Source organism: Microbulbifer weihaiensis, assembly GCF_048323715.1.
Classification (GTDB): Bacteria; Pseudomonadota; Gammaproteobacteria; order Pseudomonadales; family Cellvibrionaceae; genus Microbulbifer.
The window spans coordinates 22,996-41,072 of sequence record NZ_JBLWFL010000004.1; the positions used below are offsets into that span (position 1 = coordinate 22,996).

Annotated in this window: 16 protein-coding genes; 8 read left to right on the forward strand and 8 right to left on the reverse strand. The window is 56.8% G+C overall.

From position 1 onward, the window contains the following. Positions 1-74: 74 nt before the first annotated feature. The gene (locus ACNKU7_RS04785) at positions 75-407 is read right to left on the reverse strand and encodes a hypothetical protein (protein ID WP_418295824.1); all 333 of its coding nucleotides are present in this window, start codon (positions 405-407) and stop codon (positions 75-77) included. A 164-nt stretch (positions 408-571) separates the two neighbouring features. Between ACNKU7_RS04785 and ACNKU7_RS04790 the strand changes: the two genes are divergently transcribed. From ACNKU7_RS04790 to ACNKU7_RS04805, 4 genes are all read left to right on the forward strand, one after another. Beyond that, positions 572-1,021, forward strand: a complete 450-nt coding sequence (locus ACNKU7_RS04790; protein WP_418295825.1) for a hypothetical protein — start codon at positions 572-574, stop codon at positions 1,019-1,021. Between the two features lie 275 nt (positions 1,022-1,296). Beyond that, complete coding sequence (locus tag ACNKU7_RS04795; RefSeq protein ID WP_418295826.1) at positions 1,297-2,448, forward strand: sigma-70 family RNA polymerase sigma factor; 1,152 nt, start codon at positions 1,297-1,299, stop codon at positions 2,446-2,448. Positions 2,449-2,609: 161 nt separating this feature from the next. Then, on the forward strand, positions 2,610-3,194 hold the full coding sequence (locus ACNKU7_RS04800; protein ID WP_418295827.1) for an acyloxyacyl hydrolase: 585 nt from the start codon (positions 2,610-2,612) through the stop codon (positions 3,192-3,194). Between the two features lie 183 nt (positions 3,195-3,377). Then, on the forward strand, positions 3,378-4,394 hold the full coding sequence (locus ACNKU7_RS04805; protein WP_418295828.1) for a glycosyltransferase family 4 protein: 1,017 nt from the start codon (positions 3,378-3,380) through the stop codon (positions 4,392-4,394). Between the two features lie 36 nt (positions 4,395-4,430). Here the strand turns inward: ACNKU7_RS04805 and ACNKU7_RS04810 are convergent, their stop codons facing one another. Further along, complete coding sequence (locus tag ACNKU7_RS04810; RefSeq protein ID WP_418295829.1) at positions 4,431-5,579, reverse strand: glycosyltransferase; 1,149 nt, start codon at positions 5,577-5,579, stop codon at positions 4,431-4,433. Positions 5,580-5,805: 226 nt separating this feature from the next. On the opposite strand from ACNKU7_RS04810, the gene ACNKU7_RS04815 reads away from it, so the two are divergent. Both ACNKU7_RS04815 and ACNKU7_RS04820 read left to right on the forward strand, forming a co-directional pair. Continuing rightward, a complete protein-coding gene (locus tag ACNKU7_RS04815; protein WP_418295830.1) occupies positions 5,806-6,669 on the forward strand; it encodes a TraB/GumN family protein in 864 nt (287 codons plus the stop codon). Positions 6,670-7,031: 362 nt separating this feature from the next. Further along, positions 7,032-8,273 (forward strand): OprO/OprP family phosphate-selective porin, encoded by a 1,242-nt coding sequence (locus ACNKU7_RS04820; RefSeq protein WP_418295831.1) that lies wholly within the window; start codon positions 7,032-7,034, stop codon positions 8,271-8,273. Between the two features lie 79 nt (positions 8,274-8,352). On the opposite strand, the gene ACNKU7_RS04825 is transcribed toward ACNKU7_RS04820, so the two are convergent. Then, entirely contained in the window at positions 8,353-11,904 is a 3,552-nt protein-coding gene (locus ACNKU7_RS04825) for an indolepyruvate ferredoxin oxidoreductase family protein (RefSeq protein ID WP_418295832.1), read from the reverse strand. Positions 11,905-12,161: 257 nt separating this feature from the next. Between ACNKU7_RS04825 and ACNKU7_RS04830 the strand changes: the two genes are divergently transcribed. After that, positions 12,162-12,632 carry an Lrp/AsnC family transcriptional regulator gene (locus ACNKU7_RS04830; RefSeq protein WP_418295833.1) on the forward strand — a complete coding sequence of 157 codons (471 nt, stop codon included), beginning with the start codon at positions 12,162-12,164 and terminating at the stop codon, positions 12,630-12,632. Positions 12,633-12,741: 109 nt separating this feature from the next. Here ACNKU7_RS04830 and ACNKU7_RS04835 read toward each other — a convergent pair whose 3' ends face one another. After that, positions 12,742-13,251: a shikimate kinase gene (locus ACNKU7_RS04835; protein ID WP_418295834.1), complete on the reverse strand. Its 510-nt coding sequence runs from the start codon at positions 13,249-13,251 to the stop codon at positions 12,742-12,744. Between the two features lie 23 nt (positions 13,252-13,274). After that, complete coding sequence (locus ACNKU7_RS04840) at positions 13,275-13,997, reverse strand: acyltransferase (protein WP_418295835.1); 723 nt, start codon at positions 13,995-13,997, stop codon at positions 13,275-13,277. 121 nt (positions 13,998-14,118) lie between these two features. Here ACNKU7_RS04840 and ACNKU7_RS04845 point away from each other — a divergent pair, with 121 nt between their 5' ends. After that, positions 14,119-14,739, forward strand: a complete 621-nt coding sequence (locus ACNKU7_RS04845) for a class I SAM-dependent methyltransferase (RefSeq protein ID WP_418295836.1) — start codon at positions 14,119-14,121, stop codon at positions 14,737-14,739. Here ACNKU7_RS04845 and ACNKU7_RS04850 read toward each other — a convergent pair. The 3 genes from ACNKU7_RS04850 to ACNKU7_RS04860 all read right to left on the reverse strand — a co-directional run bounded on the left by ACNKU7_RS04850 (position 14,665) and on the right by ACNKU7_RS04860 (position 17,962). Further along, a complete protein-coding gene (locus ACNKU7_RS04850; protein ID WP_418296132.1) occupies positions 14,665-15,684 on the reverse strand; it encodes a prenyltransferase/squalene oxidase repeat-containing protein in 1,020 nt (339 codons plus the stop codon). The genes ACNKU7_RS04845 and ACNKU7_RS04850 overlap by 75 nt on opposite strands. A gap of 89 nt (positions 15,685-15,773) precedes the next feature. Next, positions 15,774-16,559 (reverse strand): class I SAM-dependent methyltransferase, encoded by a 786-nt coding sequence (locus ACNKU7_RS04855; protein ID WP_418295837.1) that lies wholly within the window; start codon positions 16,557-16,559, stop codon positions 15,774-15,776. Next, complete coding sequence (locus ACNKU7_RS04860; RefSeq protein ID WP_418295838.1) at positions 16,559-17,962, reverse strand: glycosyltransferase family 4 protein; 1,404 nt, start codon at positions 17,960-17,962, stop codon at positions 16,559-16,561. The genes ACNKU7_RS04855 and ACNKU7_RS04860 overlap by 1 nt, the downstream gene beginning before the upstream one ends. Between the last annotated feature and the right edge of the window lie 115 nt (positions 17,963-18,077).

The following is an 18,077-nucleotide window of genomic DNA, read 5'->3' on the forward strand; positions in this document are numbered from 1 at the left end:
GCGCGATTTCCAGATTGGCTGCCCAAACAAAAAGCCCGGGATGAACCCGGGCTTTCTGTTATCAGGCAGACAGGTTATTCGTCAGCGTGATCAATCTCTTCTGCTGCCTCGGCCACTTCATCCATCGCCTCTGAAGCAGTGTCTGCAACCGCTTCCATGGCATCGCCAGCCTCAGCCGCGGCAGTATCCATGGCCTCGGGTACATCCGCAAAAATGTCGCCCTCAGCGGCGGCCATCACGCCTTCAGCGGGCGGTGTAGCTTCGGCACCGGCGGCCTCCGCTTCTGCGACAGCGGCATCGACCTCGGTGGCGATCGCAGTTTCGGGCGCTGTGGTTTCAAGATTGACGTAGTAAAGGTATCCGCCGATGGCGGCAATAACGAGCGCGGGAACAATGAGCTTCTTCATTTCCAACCCCTGACTGTATGGAATGTTATGGTTGTTTTAATTCGAACAGCGCAACGATTGTTCCATGCAGCCACCGGCAGGTATGTGACCGGGCACACAATTTGATTTGTTCACACGACCCAGCTCGGGCAAAATTGTGCAAAAAGCCATAACCGGAGTTACCGATGAAACTGTTTGGCCGGCCACTGCCTCGTTTCGCACTGCCCATCCTCGCTCTAACCGCCCTGAGCGTACCCTCCATCCAGGCCCAGACTCTTGAGTCAGAACTGCAAACCTGCGTGCAGTACAGCGACGACAGCAAACGACTCGCCTGTTACGACGACGTTGCCGGCAACCTCAAGCAGTACTCCATCAATCGATTTGGGCAGGAGCAGAAAGCTGTCATCGAAGATGCGCCAGAATCCATTCGCGCCACCATCAGTGAGGCACAAAAAGGCGCTTACGGGAAATACACCTTTGCACTGGACAACGGCCAGATCTGGCGCCAGGTCGACAGCAACCGCGTGATTTGGAAAGGCGGCGAGCAGATAGAGCTCGACCGGGGGATGCTCGGCGCCTTTTACATGCGTAAAACTTCCGGCGGCCGTTCGGTCAAGGTAAAACGCGTCGAATAAGCCGGCTTCCGCCCCTGCTCTCTCCCGGCAGGGGCGCCCTCAGAATCCCCCTCCCTCTTTCCTGAAGGCCCCACCCTCAGCCGATCACATCGATTAAACCCGTCGGTCAGCTTTGTCCCGACGTCTCTTTAAACCCTCGTCTATAGTCAGAGAGTCCGCATGGCGAATTGCGCGCCATACGGTAATCCTGCGAAAGGATCACGCCGGTTTTCTTACGGCTTGCTGGATGGCGCGGGATCGCTGCACCATTCAGCCTCAGCATAAGGTTCAGAATCTTGTCCCGAGTCAATATTCACTCCAGGGATGATGAATGGCTGAAGGAAAATAGCACCAACCTCTCCGGGGATGACTACTCCCCCAACGACGCGGAAACAGCGTTTTCCGAACCGGACAGCACCGATGACAACGTACCAGCATCTGAAGAAAGTTTGGGTGAAAGCGTCGGCACCCCGATGCAAAACTACCTGAAACATCTCTATCGCCTGGATCTGCTCACGCCGGAAGAAGAACACACCACTACCTGCCTGTTGCGCGAACTGGAGGACAAAATCATCGCGCTACTGCAAAAGCGGGGCGTCACCCTGGTGGATCTTCGCAGCGAAGGCGTGGAACAGCGCGGGAGTACTGGCGCCTACGATCACGGCCTCATTATTGCCAAAGCAGAGGGATTACTCGCCGGCGATAAAATTTCCCGGCGCGATCGCACCTCCCTGCAAAGCCTGATGAAGCGTTTCAAGGCCCAGCGCAAACGCCTGATCCAGTGCAACCTGCGGCTCGTAATTGCGATTGCGAAACGCTTCCGCAACCCTTCGGTACCCTTTATCGATCTGATACAGGAGGGCAACGTCGGCCTGATGAAGGCAATCGAGCGCTTCAAGCCACAAATGGGCTATCGCTTTTCCACCTACGCCTACTGGTGGATTCAGCAGGAGATTCAGCTCACCCTGCGCCGCAACGACGACCTCGTGCGCCAACCTGCCAATGTTCAGGATGATCTGCGCAATATTTACCGCGCAATCAACCAGGTTCGATCGGAAGGCCTGCCGGCATCCGATGAAAACATTGCCAGGCAGACAGGGCTCGATCTCGAGCGCGTGCAGAGCCTGCTAAAACTACCCGGGCCTACCGGATCCCTGGATGACCCGGTCTCCGACGACCAGAGCAGCACACGGCTGGACTACGCGCCAGCAAACGAGCTGTTCAATACCGATGAGCTGGTCTCAAACCAGGAACTCGCCGAGCGCTTGCGCGAGGCTGTCGCCAAACTACCACCGAGGCAGCGCACGGTTCTGAGCCTTCGCTACGGTCTGATTTCAGACCGCGACTGCTCCTTCCGGGTCATCGGTGAACAACTCGGGCTCAGTCAGGAGCGGGCTCGACAACTGCATTCCGATGCCCTCAGGCAGCTGAAGCGGCAGTGGCGCTGAACGGCCATTAAAAACTCCGTAGACACCACTGGCGTTGGGGCGGGTGCGCAATGCGACACCGCCCCAACGTATTCAACACCGCCCCTTGCGCTCCCCCTGTTTGCGACTAACCTTATTTCGAACGATAAACGCCCGCTAACTCTGATAATTGGCGACGCCCCATGCACCATTACCCGTTCGCAATAAACGCGCTCCCCACCCTGCTCATTGCAACCTCACTATGCAGCCTTGGCTTTGCAGAAACTGCACAGGCGGAGAAAGGCGATCAGGAATGGATCGTGAGCGCCGGCAAGGGATTGGGAGACGCGTTGATCCAGCAAAAATCGATTGCCGGTGCCGGCATGGTCGGTGCTAACTGGTCTTATCAGTTTTACGATTACCCCGGCAACCACCGTATCCAGTGGTGGGCGCAGGGCAGCTATTCATTTATGCAAATGCATTATGACGGTCGCGATCAGAACCAGCATATCTGGGAGCTAAAACCGGTCATGCGCTGGTACCCAGGCACCGAAGCCGAAGGTCTGTTTGGGGAACTCGGGATCGGTGCCGCCTATCTCACCGAGCGCAGCTTTGGTGTTATCGATCTTTCTACCAACCTGAACTTTTCCCTTCACTTTGCCGGCGGCTATACACTGCAAACTGGTCAAACAATTTCACTACGCTATAGCCATTTTTCCAACGGCTATACCAATACGCCAAACCCCGGTTTCGATTTCGCGTCAATTAACTGGCACCTTGCCTTTTGAGTAAGGCAGCAATTTTGCTTTGCAACAAAATAGTCACCGTTCAATAAAAATCCTGTCACACACACTCGCAACAATGTCCCGATCTTAAATCACGACGCCATCTAAGCGTGATTATGAAGCACCGCGCTGCTGTCCATTTGCAATCAACAACCGGCAGCGCGCAGACACCGGATTTGTTGCCGAATGATCACGAACATCTGTCACCTCATCGCGAGCCGGGAACATGGCGGGCTTGAAAAACACGTAGCCGACCTGTCACGCTGGCAAGTGAAGAACACCGACGCTCAGGTTGCCGTTATCGCCCACCCCAGGTATCTACACACGCTTGATGAGAAGATCCAGTTTATTCCCCTGAACACGGATCGCAGCCGCCATCACCCCAACCTCGTCTGGCGACTCGCCAATCAAATTCGCAAAGGTCACTACCAGATAGCCCACGGCCACGGCAGCAAATCGGCTCAACTGTTGGCGGCGGTAAAACCCTATACCGAAGCGCTGCAAGTCATTACCCGGCACAATGTGCGACACCCGAGGGACAAGCTGGCCAGCACGTTCGATGCGCGGATTGCCATCAGCGCCTCGACGGTGGCCAACTCCAAACTGGAGTGGCATGTCATACCCAACGGGGTGGAACACAGGTCACCCGCCGCCAACGCACCAGTTCTGGCGGACACGGTCCACCATCAGCCACTGCTGCTGGTGGCGAGCCGCCTGATAAAGACTTACGGTATCGACTGCCTGATTGATGCCATGCCACAGCTGCCGGAAGCGCGCCTTGTAGTGCTTGGCGACGGCCCGGAAAGAGAGGTTCTTCAGGCGCAATGCTGTGCGCTTGGTGTGGAGGAGCGCGTGGCTTTTTTCAGCGCTGACAACACGCTGGCGAACTTCCTGGAGATTGCCGATTTGGTGGTTATTCCCGCGCGCAGCGACGGTACCCCGTATACGCTGATCGAAGCACTGTTGCACCATTGCCCAGTGATATCAACGCCGACAGGCAATGCCCTGGACTACCTTCCCGAGGCCTATATCCTCCCCGATCTGGCGCCGACACTGGTTGCGGAGAAAATCCGCTGGGCGCTGGGCCGGCGGCAAAAAATGGAAGACGATTTTGCCGCACTGTTCGAGCACGCTGAGCAGGAACTTACCCTGGACAGCATGGCTCGTGCGACCTGGCGTGTGTACTCAAACCTGATCGCCTAAACCAGCAAACCACACAGCCCAGGAAACGAAGACATATCAGGACGCGCTGACCGCCGGGCATCCCGCGCCACAGAGCTTTTCATATAGCGACAGGGTGTACTGCGTCGTTTCGGTCAGGGAAAAGCCGGCAAAGTGAATCGCCAGGGGCTGTGTGAGAATCTCGAGCCCTGCAGCCACCAGAGCCGCAACTGTATTGTTTGCAACAACGCCCCGGGGAAAGCACCGTCCGGCAATTTCAGCCGCCGCGCCCCGCCCTTCAATACAGACAACCGGGCAGTTCATGGCAAGGGCTTCACTCACCACCCTGCCGTTGCTGAGCGGCTTGTCTGCCAGGTCAAATGTTATGCGCGCGCTCGCATAGAATTCCCGCATATCGCGGCGCGGCCCGAGAAACAGAACTTTCTCACTCAGGCCCATTTGCAGAGCACGCTGTTCAAGACGTCGGGCAAACTTTTCACCACCTTCAGGAATGTCGCCAACGACCAACCCAAAAACATCGTCCCGCTCCAAGCTGATCGCCGCCAGCATCTCGAGAAAGCGTTCCTGCCCCTGCCCCGGCGCCACCCTGGCCGGAAGCAGAAACCAATGCTTGCCCTCAAGCTGGGGAAAGTCATTGAGAATCCGCTGATGCCAGTGGCCAGATACCTTTGCATTGCTGTCCAGCTCACGAGTGTTGACCCCGCGGTAAATCACCTGCGGTTCGCGCTCTCCCAGTAGCTTGCTGTAGCGCTGGCGAAGATACGATGCCAGTACAGAGGATGCCGCAACAACCACTTCACCACTCGCCATTGCCCGGTTGCTCAGGCGACCGCGAAACAGCCCGGCAGTTGGCACTTCGTGGATTGAGGTGACCAGCCGCGGACGCTGGTTTTCCGGCAAGCCTTTCCAGGCTGCGCGGGCGATACGCGCCGGATAGGGCCCCCGCGCATGCAACACATCGGGCTGCAACGCGCGCAATTGCGCGCGTAACCGTCGCCCCAACAGCAGGTTTCGCAACAGGGAAGATTCGGCAATGGGCATTGCTATATGGCGACTGCCATGAAGTTCAAGGCGCGATACGAGCTCCCCTCCCGCCGAAATGACGATGGATTCGTGCCCCTGCTTGACCAGTTCCTGAGCAAATTCCAGCGCGGTGAGCGCCACCTCCCCGCCTTCCAGTGAGGGCAATACCTGAAGGATCCGCATAATTGTTACCCAGCCGTCCTTTGTTCTTATTCCATAATTTGACACGACGATTCTACCGCTGATTTCAACGCCATTGCGCAGAAATGTTATGACAACAACAACAGGTCACATTTTTGTCGCGATGCAGTAGCATGCTTTTTTGTGAAGCAAACACAATACCTGCCAATACATAAAAACGGAGCTTTCGGACACGATGAAAAAACCTGGTTTGGCACGAATAGCCCTCATGATTTTCAGTCTCCTGCTCTGCGCAACAGCCTCCGTGTATGCCGCAGGGGATCGCGGGGTATTGATGGTAGCTACCAAAGGAGCGCAAAAAATCTACCTGCTGGGCTCCATCCATCTTGCCGACCAGAGTTTCTATCCACTGCGGGACACCATCTCAAACGCGTATGAAAACAGCGACGCACTGGTAGTAGAAGCAGATGTCATCCGTATGGATTCCGATCCCGAATTGCAGCAAAAAATCACACAGGAATCTTTTTATCCAGCGGGTGACGAACTAAAGAACCACCTGTCTCCGGAAGTGTATGGCGAGCTGCAGGCATGGCTGCAGAAGCGTGGGATCCCCGCGCGTCTTTTCAGCCGCATGCGCCCGGCGATTGCCATGATTACCCTGAGTATTGTGGAAATGCAGGCCAGGGGACTGGATCCCAATGCAGGGATCGACCGCTATTTCCTGACGCAGGCGCACAGCCAGAATAAAACAGTACTGGAACTGGAGAGTGTCTTGCAGCAGCTGAAAATGCTGAATGAGCTGGAACAAGCGGAGCTTTACCTGAAGCAGACCCTGGAGCAGCTAGCGGAGATGGATCAGTTCGTTCCGCGTATTACAGAAGCCTGGAAAACCGGAGACCTGGAGGCGCTCTACGACCTGGTGTTCCGCGAAGACGCCAAGGAACACCCGGAATTTGCACAGCTGCATGAGCGACTGTTCTATCAGCGCAACCGTGAAATGGCGAACAAGATCCAGACTCTCAGCGCGCAATACGGAACACTGTTCGTGGTGGTAGGCGCCGGACATCTGGTCGGGGATAAATCCGTTACCTATTATCTGAAAGCGACTGGCTTCAACATAAGACAGATCTGACTTCACCCCAGTGACCTCCGGCAAAGAGCAGGTGTTTGCGGAGGTGTTTCCGGCAGCCTTCAGCGCCGAACTGGAATATTGGCGCTGCAAACCAGGCGCGCCAGCGCTTGCTTTGTCGCAGAGGGTTGACGAACATGCACCATAAGCCATCAGCGGAGATGGTCAGGGCGACCGCTCTGCGCATCGTGTTAGGCTGATACACCAAACTGGCGTCCCGTTTTGTTACAGAATTATTTCAATCTGTAATATTTATATTTATGGATGAGAAATACTTCAGAAATGTTTCTAATTTCTTGCAAGCTAATCAGGTTGCTAGAATCCCCCGCCATCGAAATACAGCCAAATGACACGGGATATTCAACATGGACCGCCTCAATAAGAGCCTGATGGCCGCCACCCTGACCAGCCTGCTCTCGGGCACCGCAGTAGCGGATGAAGCGACAACCAAGGGCAATCTGCAGATTACCTCCGACGACGGCAACTTTTCTGCCTCACTCGGCGGGCGTATTCACTTCGATACCTACCTGTTTGACACCGATATCGAAGATCCGGTCAGCACCACGGACTTCCGCCGCGCGCGCATTACCCTGAAAGGCAATATTTACGACTGGAGCTACGTGCTGGAGCAGGATTTTACCGGCGGTGACACCCTGAGCGGCTACCGCGATGTATTCCTGGCCCACAAGTTCCTCAACGGCGAAATCCGCATCGGCCAGTTCAAGCCCTTCCGCTCAATGGCGGAAATGACCAGTTCCAACGAGATCACCATGCTGGAACGCCCTTTCTCCAGTGCCACCGGCCTGTACGACGGCAACCAGTTCCAGCAGGGTATCGGCTGGACCGGTGTTCTGGACTGTTTCACCCTCGGCATGATGGCGTTCAACCTGCGGGATGCGGGCACAGCGCGCAATGAAGGCCTGGGCGCAGCGGGACGCGTGGCCTGGCACCCGATCAATACAGATAATGAAACCCTGCACCTGGGCACCTCCATCAGCTACGAGAATGCCAACCAAAACTCCCCAGACCTGATTGCGGAAGCCGACTACGCGGGTCGCCGCGGGCCGTCACAGGTAATGGCGCTGACTCCGGGTGATCTGGGCGGCGACGCCTCAACCGCCGCACTGGAACTGGCCGGCAGCTATGGCCCGCTCTACTTGCAGGCTGAATACGTTATCGGCAGCTTTGAGGGGAATTATTATCTCTTTGAAGACGAATTCGAAGATGAGTTTGGCGCGCCCGCTCCTTTCCCCTGCGATCCTGAGTTTGGCTGCTATATCGGCGACCAGACCATCCATACCTGGTATGTACAGGGCAGCTGGATGCTGACCGGGGAGCACAAGGCCTACAGCACGAAGCGCGGTGCGTTCAGCTCCGCCAAGCCCAGCGGTGACGGCTTGTGGGGCAGCGCCTGGGAGCTGACATTCCGCTACGACACCATGGAAAACCGCGATATCCGGCACCTGGAAGCCAGCAGCACAACGATCGGCCTGAATATCTACGCCAACCGCAATGTCCGCTTTATGTTCAATTACATCATGGGCGACGACGATTTCACTGGCGACAATACCGATCAGTTCGGGATACGCGCACAGATCGGCTGGTAATCCCTGCGCCTTACGACGCACACAAAAATGGCGAGCCAGTTGGCTCGCCATTTTTATTTGCAACCAACGCCAGTGAGAATCATCCCACCTGCTGGGCCCTGGCAGGATCGAACACCTCTACTGCTGCCGCAGCCCCGTGTGCACCCGCCTTCGGGTTGTAAAAACGCTGTAGCGACAGCTCTTTAAACTCTTTCGCCTTCACCACATTCCCATCCTTCACCGGACCATAGCCGCGGATCAAATCCGGGTAGCTGAGCAGCTCGATGGCGGCAGCGTGATTATTTGCGTTCAGCTTGGCCACCACTTCGTCGACCAGCTGCTCGTATTCACCGATCAGGCCACGCTCCATTTTACGCTCAGCGGTATAGCCAAACACATCCAGCGCGGTGCCACGCAGGAATTTCAGCTTCGCCAGCAAACCAAAGGCCTTGAGCATCCAGCCGCCAAACTTAAGCTTGCGCGGACGACCGATATTTTTGTCAAACGGACTCAGTAACGGCGGAGCCAGGTTGAATTCCAGTTCAAAATCGCCGGCAAAGTTCTCGCGCAAGGCCTCGACAAACCGGCTGTCGCTATAAAGACGGGCAACTTCGTATTCGTCTTTGTAGGCGAGCAACTTGGCATAATTGCGCGCTACGGTTTCCGCCAGTGCATCACTTCCAGGAACCTTGAGTATCTCCGCATCTTTGACCCTGTCCACCAGAGCCCGGTAACGACGGGCCAGGGCGGCATTCTGGTACCCGGTCAGGTGAGCGACCCGGTGCGCAACAACCGCCTCAAGCCCCTGGGGCATTGCCGGGGTTTCATCCTGGACTAACAGGCGATTCAGGCCAGCTGGATCGGCGGCGGCCAGGCGACCGGCAGCCAAGCCCTGCAGGTTTGCCTCCACAGCCACGCCATTCAACTGGATTGCCTGGCGGATCGCATCGAGCCCGAGGGGAATCAACCCCTTCTGCCAGGCGAACCCCAGCATGAATATGTTCGCTGCCAGGGTATCCCCCAGCGCCGACTTGGTCAGCTTGTGGCCTTCCACAACGTCAAGTTCAAGCACCGCCTCCTTGATCGTGTCGAGCACGGCTTGCGGCGAGTGAATATCTTCGCGCCCGAGAACCGAGGCCGCCGTTGGGCTGAGATGTGTATTTACCACGGCGCGGCTGTGGGTTTCGTCCAGCTTGGCGAGGCTTGCCGAGAGGTTACCGGCGGCAATGAGGTCGCAGGCCATAAGCGCATCGGCACGCCCGTCGGAAATACGCACGGCCTGCAGGGCCGACGGGCTATCCGCAAACCTTACATGGGAGTACACGGCGCCACCCTTCTGTGCGAGGCCCGTCTGGTCAAGGGTACTGCACGCTTTGCCTTCGATGTGCGCAGCCATTGCCAGCAACGCGCCAATAGTCACGACGCCGGTACCACCGACACCCGTCACCAGCAGGTTGAAAGGTTCCTGCAGCGTCGGGCGCGCCGGCAGTGCCAGCTTTTCTGCCGCGTCACACAGCGCATCGCCCACGCCTGCGCGCTTGCTCAACTTGCCGCCCTTGACCGTCACAAACGACGGGCAGAAGCCGTTGACACACGACATATCCTGGTTGCAGCTGGTCTGATTAACCCGACGCTTGTCGCCAAACGCCGTGTCTACTTTTTCCACCGCGATACAGCTGGATTGCGTCACACAATCCCCACAGCCTTCACACACCAGCTCGTTGATGAATGGGCGCCCCTCGGCCTTGGGCAACAGGCCGCGCTTGCGCTTGCGGCGCAGCTCCGTGGCACAGGTTTGATCGTAAACAATTACCGTGCACCCTGGCGCTTCGCGCAGTTCCTTCATCACCGCTGGCATATGATCCCGGTGGCGAATTTCCACCTCAGGAGGAAATGCCAGTGCGTTGCCGTACTTGCTGGTGTTGTCCATAACCAGCACAACCTTGTTCACGCCCTCCGCCAGCACCTGGCGACAAATCATATCCGGGCGCAACTCGCCATCGTGTGGCTGTCCACCGGTCATTGCGACCGCATCGTTGAACAGAATCTTGTAAGTGATATTGACCCGGGCGGCAACCGCCGCGCGGATAGCGAGAATACCCGAGTGGAAGTAAGTTCCATCACCGAGATTGACGAACACATGCGGCTCACTGGTGAAGGCCGCCTGCCCAATCCAGTTAACACCTTCCGCGCCCATCTGGGTGAACGTGTAGGTCTCACGATCCAGCCACTGGGCCATATAGTGGCAACCGATGCCCGCCAGCGCCCGACTGCCTTCCGGCACTCGGGTCGAGCGGTTGTGCGGGCAGCCAGCGCAGAACATAGGCAGGCGCGCAACGCTGGAACCCGCCTGTGCGGAAATCCGCTCCGCCAGTGCATCCAGGCGCATCAGGCGATGACGCGCGCGCTCGCCGAGCCGATCCTCACCCAGCAGATAGCCGAGTACCTGCGCCACCACCGCGGGCGACAGTTCACCGTACATGGGCAGCAGCGGGTTGTCGTGCTCGTCGACCTTGCCAAGAATTCTCGGGAAATGCGGATCTCGCAGGTGGACGTTGTAGAGCTCTTCCTTGAGCTGGACCTCCATCAGGCTGCGCTTTTCCTCAAGCACCAGCAGTGAATCCAGCCCGCGAGCGAACTCCTGAATCCCGGGCACGTCCAGCGGGTAGGTCATGCCCACTTTGAGGATGCGAATACCCAGCGCTTTGGCCTGGGCCTCATCAATTCCCATATCCTCAAACGCCTGCATCAGGTCGAGATGCGCCTTGCCCGCGGTCACGATACCCAGAGTGGCATCCGGGGTGTCCAGCACCAGCTTGTTCAGCTGGTTGGCCCGGGCGAAAGCCAGTGCCGCAGGACGCTTGTAACGCCAGAGCCGCTCTTCCTGTTCCAGCGGGTTATCCTGTTTGCGGATATTGAGGCCACCTTCCGGCCGCTTGATCTCAGGGTAGGTAAACGAAACACCGGCAGGGTTTACCGTAACGACCGATGAGCTGTCCATGTTCTCTGCCAGCGTGATCATGGCCACCCAGCAACCACTGAACCGCGACAGCTCGAGACCATAGAGCCCGTAGTCCAGCACCTCCTGCACGGTAGCGGGATTGAGCACGGGGATGTGCATGTCGACGAAGGCGAACTCTGACTGACCGGGGTAGGAGGAGGACTTGCAGCCGTGATCGTCCCCGGCAATGATCAGGGCACCGCCCTTGGGCGAAGAACCCGCGGCATTGGCGTGGCGAAACGCATCACAGGAACGGTCAACACCGGGGGTTTTGCCGTACCAGATACCGCAAACCCCATCGACTTCGGCACCATCAAACAGGCCAACCTGCTGGGACCCCCAAACGGATGTCGCGGCCAGCTCTTCATTCACGCCAGGCACAAAGCGGATGTTGTACTCATCCAGCATTTTCTTCGCACGTGACAACTGCTGGTCATACCCCCCCAGTGGCGAACCGCGATACCCTGAAATAAAGGTCGCCGTATTGAGACCGCGGGCGCGGTCAATGCGCATCTGATCAATGGGCAACCGTACCAGAGCCTGAATACCGGATAGCAACACCTCTCCCTGGAGGGTGGTATATCGATCGTCCAGAGATACCGGGGCGGTTTTAGCTGCCGGGGCCTCGCTGGCCATTTTTTGCTCGCTCATACGCCTACATCTTCCGCTTTTCTATAAGTGCCCGTTGATAGAACTGGCACTCGATAATTATTGTGATTCGAGGCGCGCGCCGCAGATTGAGGCGCCATTATTTATGGCTTGTAGTAAAGGCTGCCAAATACAGCGACGGCGTGGTCAAGTCATACTAGTGCCTAGCGCGCAACAAGACATTGCTTTATTTGCACTGTTCTGCGTAAAATTATGACAGCCATCTCGGCTAGCACAGAAACTGTAGGACAGGAGTTTATATGAAGCGCTCAACCGACCTGGATGATTTCGACCGCAAGATTTTGCGGGCGCTGCAGGAGAACGCCGATTATTCCATGGCCGAGCTGGGCGACAAAGTCGGTCTTTCCCATACCCCCTGCTGGCGGCGTATCAAACGCCTGGAAGCAGAGGGCATTATCCGCGGCCGCGTAACGCTGCTCGACCCACGTAAACTTGACTTGGGGGTCACAGTATACTGCTACGTGACAATCCACAACCACGACGAAGATTCACTGAACAACTTCGAGTCCGCGGTACAGGACGTGAATGAAGTGGTGGAATGCTACTCCACCAGTGGTGACAAAGATTACGTATTGCGTGTTGTTGTAGACAGCGTGGAGCACTATGAACAACTGCTGAAGCGCTCCCTGGTGCATTTGCCCAATGTCGCCTCAGTGAACTCCACCTTCGCTCTGAAGCAGGTGAAGTACACCACCCAATTGCCTCTGTAGGCAAAACATCGCAGCCGTTCAGGGCTAGCGGATTCCCGCGCCGGGATTGAAACCTGCGCGGGTTCTAGGCCGCTTGTGGTATAGGCAATCTGCCGCGCCCCCAAAATGCTCAGCGGGCTTCCAGCTTGCTGACCACCTCATCCAGTACTGCCTCGAAACTCAGCCCATCGCAGTCGACAACAATATCGGCATAACGTCGGTACAGCGCCTGGCGTTCCTCGAACAAAGCCTCAAAGGTCTGCCCAGGTGCCTTGGCAATTCCACGGCTCTCGTAATTGTGAATGCGCCGGCGCAGCTCATCCGCGGAGCAATTGAGAAAAACCGCCGGGCCAAAGCTGAGCAGGTTGCGCATGCCCTCTTCGCTGTATACTGCACTTCCGCCGGTGGCGATCACGTGGTTAGGCAAGCTCGCCTCCGCAATGACTTCGCCCTCGATCCGGCGCAGGTTCAGGTAATCGGACTCATTCAGGATTTCCTGCAGGGTCTTGTCCTCCCGCAGCTGGATCAGGACATCGGTATCCACAAAATCCTTGGCCAGTTCCTTTGCCAACAGCACACCGAGGGTGCTTTTACCGGCCCCCGGCATACCAATCAAAACCACACTGCCCTTGTTATGCATTTTTATTGAACTTCCTACTTCTGTTAATCCCCTCGCCGCGGCAGTACCAGAGACCGCAGCCACCCCAGCAGACCGTTGCCCGCGAGCAGCATTTTATCCAATTCATCGAGGTTGTGCGCCTGACGGAAACTGTCGGCAAACAAATCCTCCCGGGTGATCATCCGGCGCCCGGGATTGATTTGCTTGATCTCCCGAGCCGGATTACCAGCGACGACGCTATTTGCCGCTATATCCCTGGTTACCACACTGCCAGCACCGACAACCGCATTGTCGCCAATAGAAACGCCCTTACAGATAATTGCACTGTCGCCCACCCAGACATTATCGCCAATGGTGATCGGGGCGGTGCAGCGAAATGGCCGAGCGCGATTGTAGAGGCCGTGCCAGTCGGAGTCGGATATGTAAACGTTTGCCGCGAACATACAGGCTTTGCCAATAACAATGGATTCCGCCGCCGAAATCCGGACGCCAGGCGAAACCAGCACATAGTCGCCTATGGATATCTGGGCTTCTCCGCCGCGCGGCCCCATCGCCGTGAAGCGGATACAGTTGTCGGGCGTCGAGATCAGGTGCGGAAAGTCGCCGAGCCGAATATTCCTGCCGAATACCTTAACCGATCCGGGATGCATAATTTCCGGTTCGCGCCCGCAGGCATCAAACTGGGGCAGTAAAAAGTGCCGGACTTTCCAGTTGCGCCATTGAAGCTGCAACCGCTTGAGCCAATAAGGTCTATGATCCTTGCGCATCCTGTGGATTGCCCGCTCTATCTCTGAGTTGGTTATTGTCACTGGCACTGGTATTACAGCGCATTGCCTTCCCGCGTTCCGCCCATTAACGTCACGAAAACATCAAACCAGACACAACATCATGGAAATGACACTCCCTCTCGACATCGACACAGTCAAAGGCTTTCTCGATCCGGCGGAAGGCGAAGCGCTCTACCGCCTCGCGGCGGATGCCAGCAACCTGGGCCCGTGCCTGGAAGTAGGCAGCTACTGCGGAAAATCCACCGTTTATATCGGTAGCGCCTGCAAATTGATGAACAACACACTGTTTGCCGTTGACCACCACCGCGGATCCGAAGAACATCAGCCTGGCGAGGAATACCACGATAGCGAGCTGTTTGATCCGCGCGCACAGCTGATGGACAGCTTCCACAATTTCCGCAGCAACATGCGCAAGGCGCAACTGGAAGACTGGGTGGTGCCGATTGTTGCCCCTTCACGGATTGCCGCCCGGCATTGGAATACCCCGCTGGGAATGGTGTTTATCGACGGTGGCCATTCACACGAGGCAGCCCTGACCGACTACCGCAGCTGGACTCGCCACATCGTGCCGGGCGGATTCCTCGCGATTCACGACATATTCCCGAACCCGGCAGATGGCGGCCAGGCACCATTCGAGATTTACCAGCTAGCGCTGGCTTCCGCCCAGTTCGAGCTGGTTGAGATGGTCAAAACCCTCGGCATCCTGCGGCGCATCCAGTAGATCGACACTGGTAAACAGCCTGCTGGCGGGGGTAAGCCCTGCCAGCGCATCTGCAGCCAGCAGCATGGCACCAACTGTCCAGGTCGTTTTTTCTTCAGGCCAGATGGCGCTGTCATGGTACACATATCCGGTCCAGTAGCCGCCGTCACTATCCTGCCAGCGATGCAGTCCCCGATAGATTTTCAGGGCCTTACTCCCCTCGCCCGCCGCCACAAGCGCCATGGTCAACTCGCAGGACTCAGCCACCGTCACCCAGGGCTCGTCGTTCACGCAGCGACAGCCAAGGCCGGTAACCACAAACTCATCCCACTTTTTCTGCAGTCGTACTCGCGCGCTTTTCCCGGTTATCGCACCAGCGAGCACCGGGTAAAACCAGTCCATGGAAAAGCGCGCCTTGCTCTCCCATGTGCGGTCAAAACGTTCAGGCTTGTCACGCAGCGCAATGCCCAGGCGATGACGGCCTTCAACCCAATGGTCGCATTCGACCCCGAGTGTTCGCGCAATATTGATACCGCACTCAAGGCTCTTGTAAATGGATGAGCAGCCGGTAATCAAGGCATCCATCAAAGGCTGCCCGTCCGTATCTACCGCCCACTGGATATCACCGTGTTCTGACTGGAGCGACAGCACAAAATCCAGGGCCTTTGCGACAACCGGCCACAGCCGAACGAGAAACTCCGTATTTTTACTGATCAGGTAGTGATGCCAGACCCCGGTCGCTATGTAGGCGACAAAATTACTTTCGCGTCGCTCGCGGTTATCAATTTCATTATCCCGATATGCCGCCCACCAGCTACCGTCCGCCAATTGCTTTTGCGCAAGCCAGTTGTACGCCTTTTCAGCAGCAGAAAACTCCCCGGCGATACTGAGCCCCATCGCGGCTTCGACGTGATCCCAGGGATCCGCAAAATGCCCGCGAAACCACGGAATCGCGCCATCGGCCATTTGCTGGGACAGAATGTAAGATGCGCTGCTTGTTACGAAATCATCTGGGAATATCCGCTGCGCGCCCACAGTTAAAACTGACTCCTCACTCACGCAGCAATCTCCTGAGAGCGTTTATTTTCAGGCACATCAAGCTCGCTATCCCCAGCACGGGATGCATAAAGCACACCCTCGGGCTTCACGAAATACAAAGCGATACTTTTGCCCAGTAGCGGGTTGAGTAATTTTTCCATCCAGCGAGTAAGGCGGGGCTTTTCCATCAAATCCCACACCAGGAAACGGTGGTAGGCACGAACAAGCCGCGCCTCATCCCTGCCCCACAACAGGCACTTCAACCACCAATAGGGCGAGTGCAAGGCATGTGCCTTATGGCGGGCGAAATATCGATGGCCCAAAAATTCAATCTGGCTCCGGAGCTGCTTTTCCCTAAAGATCCGGATATGCCCCCCCTCTACCTGATGGTAAGCATCAGACAGCTGCCAGCATATCCATTCGGGAAAAAACGCCGGCACAGTTGCAGCGAAAATACCACCAGGCTTCAGAATACGATCAATCTCTTTCAATACGCCCTGATAATCGGGAATATGCTCGAGCACTTCAGAGCAAATCACCACGTCAAAGGTCGCATCCGCAAATGGCAGCTGCAGACCATTGCCAACCCCCAGCAGCAACCGACCGCGGGCGTCCGCCGTTTCGCCAAATGGAGCTGCCTTTTCCTTGGCGGTGCGAACGTCATTCAGATTCAGGTCGAAACCGTACACATCCACCGGATCCGTAATCATCAGGTGAATCGCATGGCGACCTTCACCGCATCCCAGGTCCAGTACTTTCTGGCCCGCCTTCAGATTGAGCAACTCGGGATTAACCGTGATCATCAGGCCGCTTCCCCACTACTCTCGCGTCCATCATGAGAACGGCCGTCCGCATTAGCCGCATTCACATGCAGCCCGCTAGCCGCCGTATGTGGTTGGGCAGTGTGACTCTGCCTTGCTCCAGTGGCGTCACGCCGGGCGAGAATGTCGCGATAGAACAGAGTCAACTGCTCTGCGACCCGACGCCAGGAAAACTCGCGTTCAATTCTCTCACGCCCGAGGCGACCGTAGTCATCGCAAAGCGCGGTGGAGGCGAGCAGTCGATCCATCGCGCGCGACAGGGCGCCGCTGTCACCAGCCGGCACCACGATTCCGGCATCGCCCACCACTTCGGGCAGAGCACCGCCATCACTGGAAATCACCGGGACGCCACAGGCCATGGCTTCCCCCGTCGGCAAGCCAAACCCCTCATACAGGGACGGACACACAACCATTCGCGAGGTGCAGTAAAATTCGACCATTTCCTGATGAGTAATACCGGAGACAAAGCGAACGGTATCTTCGAGCTGCAACTCTTTAAGCAGCTGTTCCGTTGCCCCGCCCTCTTTGAGCTTGCCAACCACAAGCACTTCAAGCGCTGGGTACCTGGGACGCAACAGGGCCACTGCCTGCAATAAAAATCGCAAGCCCTTCAGCGGCTGGTCTGCCGATGCGGTAGTCATGATTCGCATCGGGTTTCGCTTCAATTCCGGCATCGGCCGAAAAACGTCAGTATCGATACCGTTGTAGATGAGCGTTAGCTGCTCCCGACGCACGCCAAACTGGTCAACAATATCCTGCAATGATTGCGTCGACACCGTAACAATATGCGGTAATTTTCTTGCTACCCGTTTCTGCATACGCAAAAAGTAATGCCAGCGACGAACCAGCAGGCGATAAAACCAGTCCGGCGCGGCATCCAGGGCCAATTGCCGGTCGCGGGTAATCGGGTGATGAATCGTTGCTACCACCGGAATTCCGGATTTTTCGATATCGAGCAGCCCGTAACACAGGGACTGGTTGTCGTGCACGATATCGTAGTGTTGCCCGTGACGGCGCAAGTATCTGGAGACACGTCGACCGAACGTATAGGGCTCGGCAAATCCACCGGTCAGCTTGCTGAACCATTCAAAAAAATCGGCCCAGCTACGCAGGTGCCGAAGGCGAAGCGCCGTCGCGGGATTTTCGTGTTCGTAAAGGTTGAGACCGGGCATTTTGATCAGGCGAACCCTCTCATCCAACTCAGGATAGGGTTGCCCGGAAATGACATCTACTTCGTGGCCGGCGTCCACCAGGGCCTTACTCAGATAATGCAGATAAATTCCCTGCCCGCCGCAATGGGGATGGCTGCGATAGCCCAGCAGGCAGATTTTCAGCGGCCGATCAACGACCGTGAGACCGTCGGTAAATTCTCCCAAGGCGGTCATAAACTCCCCATATTTTATTGTTCTGGCGAGGCAAAACAGCCGGGCGCCGAAAAGGCGAAGAATACACTGGCGAAGATGTGACTGCCAGACGCTATCTGTCCACACAATTGATGGG

Excerpts from the sequence above, each read along its gene's own strand:
- ACNKU7_RS04785 (WP_418295824.1), bottom strand. The coding sequence starts at position 407 with ATGAAGAAGCTCATTGTTCCCGCGCTCGTTATTGCCGCCATCGGCGGA.
- ACNKU7_RS04850 (WP_418296132.1), bottom strand. The coding sequence starts at position 15,684 with ATGGCCGATGGCGCGATTCCGTGGTTTCGCGGGCATTTTGCGGATCCC.
- ACNKU7_RS04805 (WP_418295828.1), top strand. The coding sequence starts at position 3,378 with ATGATCACGAACATCTGTCACCTCATCGCGAGCCGGGAACATGGCGGG.
- ACNKU7_RS04845 (WP_418295836.1), top strand. The coding sequence starts at position 14,119 with ATGGAAATGACACTCCCTCTCGACATCGACACAGTCAAAGGCTTTCTC.
- ACNKU7_RS04835 (WP_418295834.1), bottom strand. The coding sequence starts at position 13,251 with ATGCATAACAAGGGCAGTGTGGTTTTGATTGGTATGCCGGGGGCCGGT.
- ACNKU7_RS04815 (WP_418295830.1), top strand. The coding sequence starts at position 5,806 with ATGATTTTCAGTCTCCTGCTCTGCGCAACAGCCTCCGTGTATGCCGCA.
- ACNKU7_RS04860 (WP_418295838.1), bottom strand. The coding sequence starts at position 17,962 with ATGACCGCCTTGGGAGAATTTACCGACGGTCTCACGGTCGTTGATCGG.
- ACNKU7_RS04790 (WP_418295825.1), top strand. The coding sequence starts at position 572 with ATGAAACTGTTTGGCCGGCCACTGCCTCGTTTCGCACTGCCCATCCTC.
- ACNKU7_RS04830 (WP_418295833.1), top strand. The coding sequence starts at position 12,162 with ATGAAGCGCTCAACCGACCTGGATGATTTCGACCGCAAGATTTTGCGG.
- ACNKU7_RS04855 (WP_418295837.1), bottom strand. The coding sequence starts at position 16,559 with ATGATCACGGTTAATCCCGAGTTGCTCAATCTGAAGGCGGGCCAGAAA.
- ACNKU7_RS04800 (WP_418295827.1), top strand. The coding sequence starts at position 2,610 with ATGCACCATTACCCGTTCGCAATAAACGCGCTCCCCACCCTGCTCATT.
- ACNKU7_RS04825 (WP_418295832.1), bottom strand. The coding sequence starts at position 11,904 with ATGAGCGAGCAAAAAATGGCCAGCGAGGCCCCGGCAGCTAAAACCGCC.
- ACNKU7_RS04840 (WP_418295835.1), bottom strand. The coding sequence starts at position 13,997 with ATGCGCAAGGATCATAGACCTTATTGGCTCAAGCGGTTGCAGCTTCAA.
- ACNKU7_RS04810 (WP_418295829.1), bottom strand. The coding sequence starts at position 5,579 with ATGCGGATCCTTCAGGTATTGCCCTCACTGGAAGGCGGGGAGGTGGCG.
- ACNKU7_RS04820 (WP_418295831.1), top strand. The coding sequence starts at position 7,032 with ATGGACCGCCTCAATAAGAGCCTGATGGCCGCCACCCTGACCAGCCTG.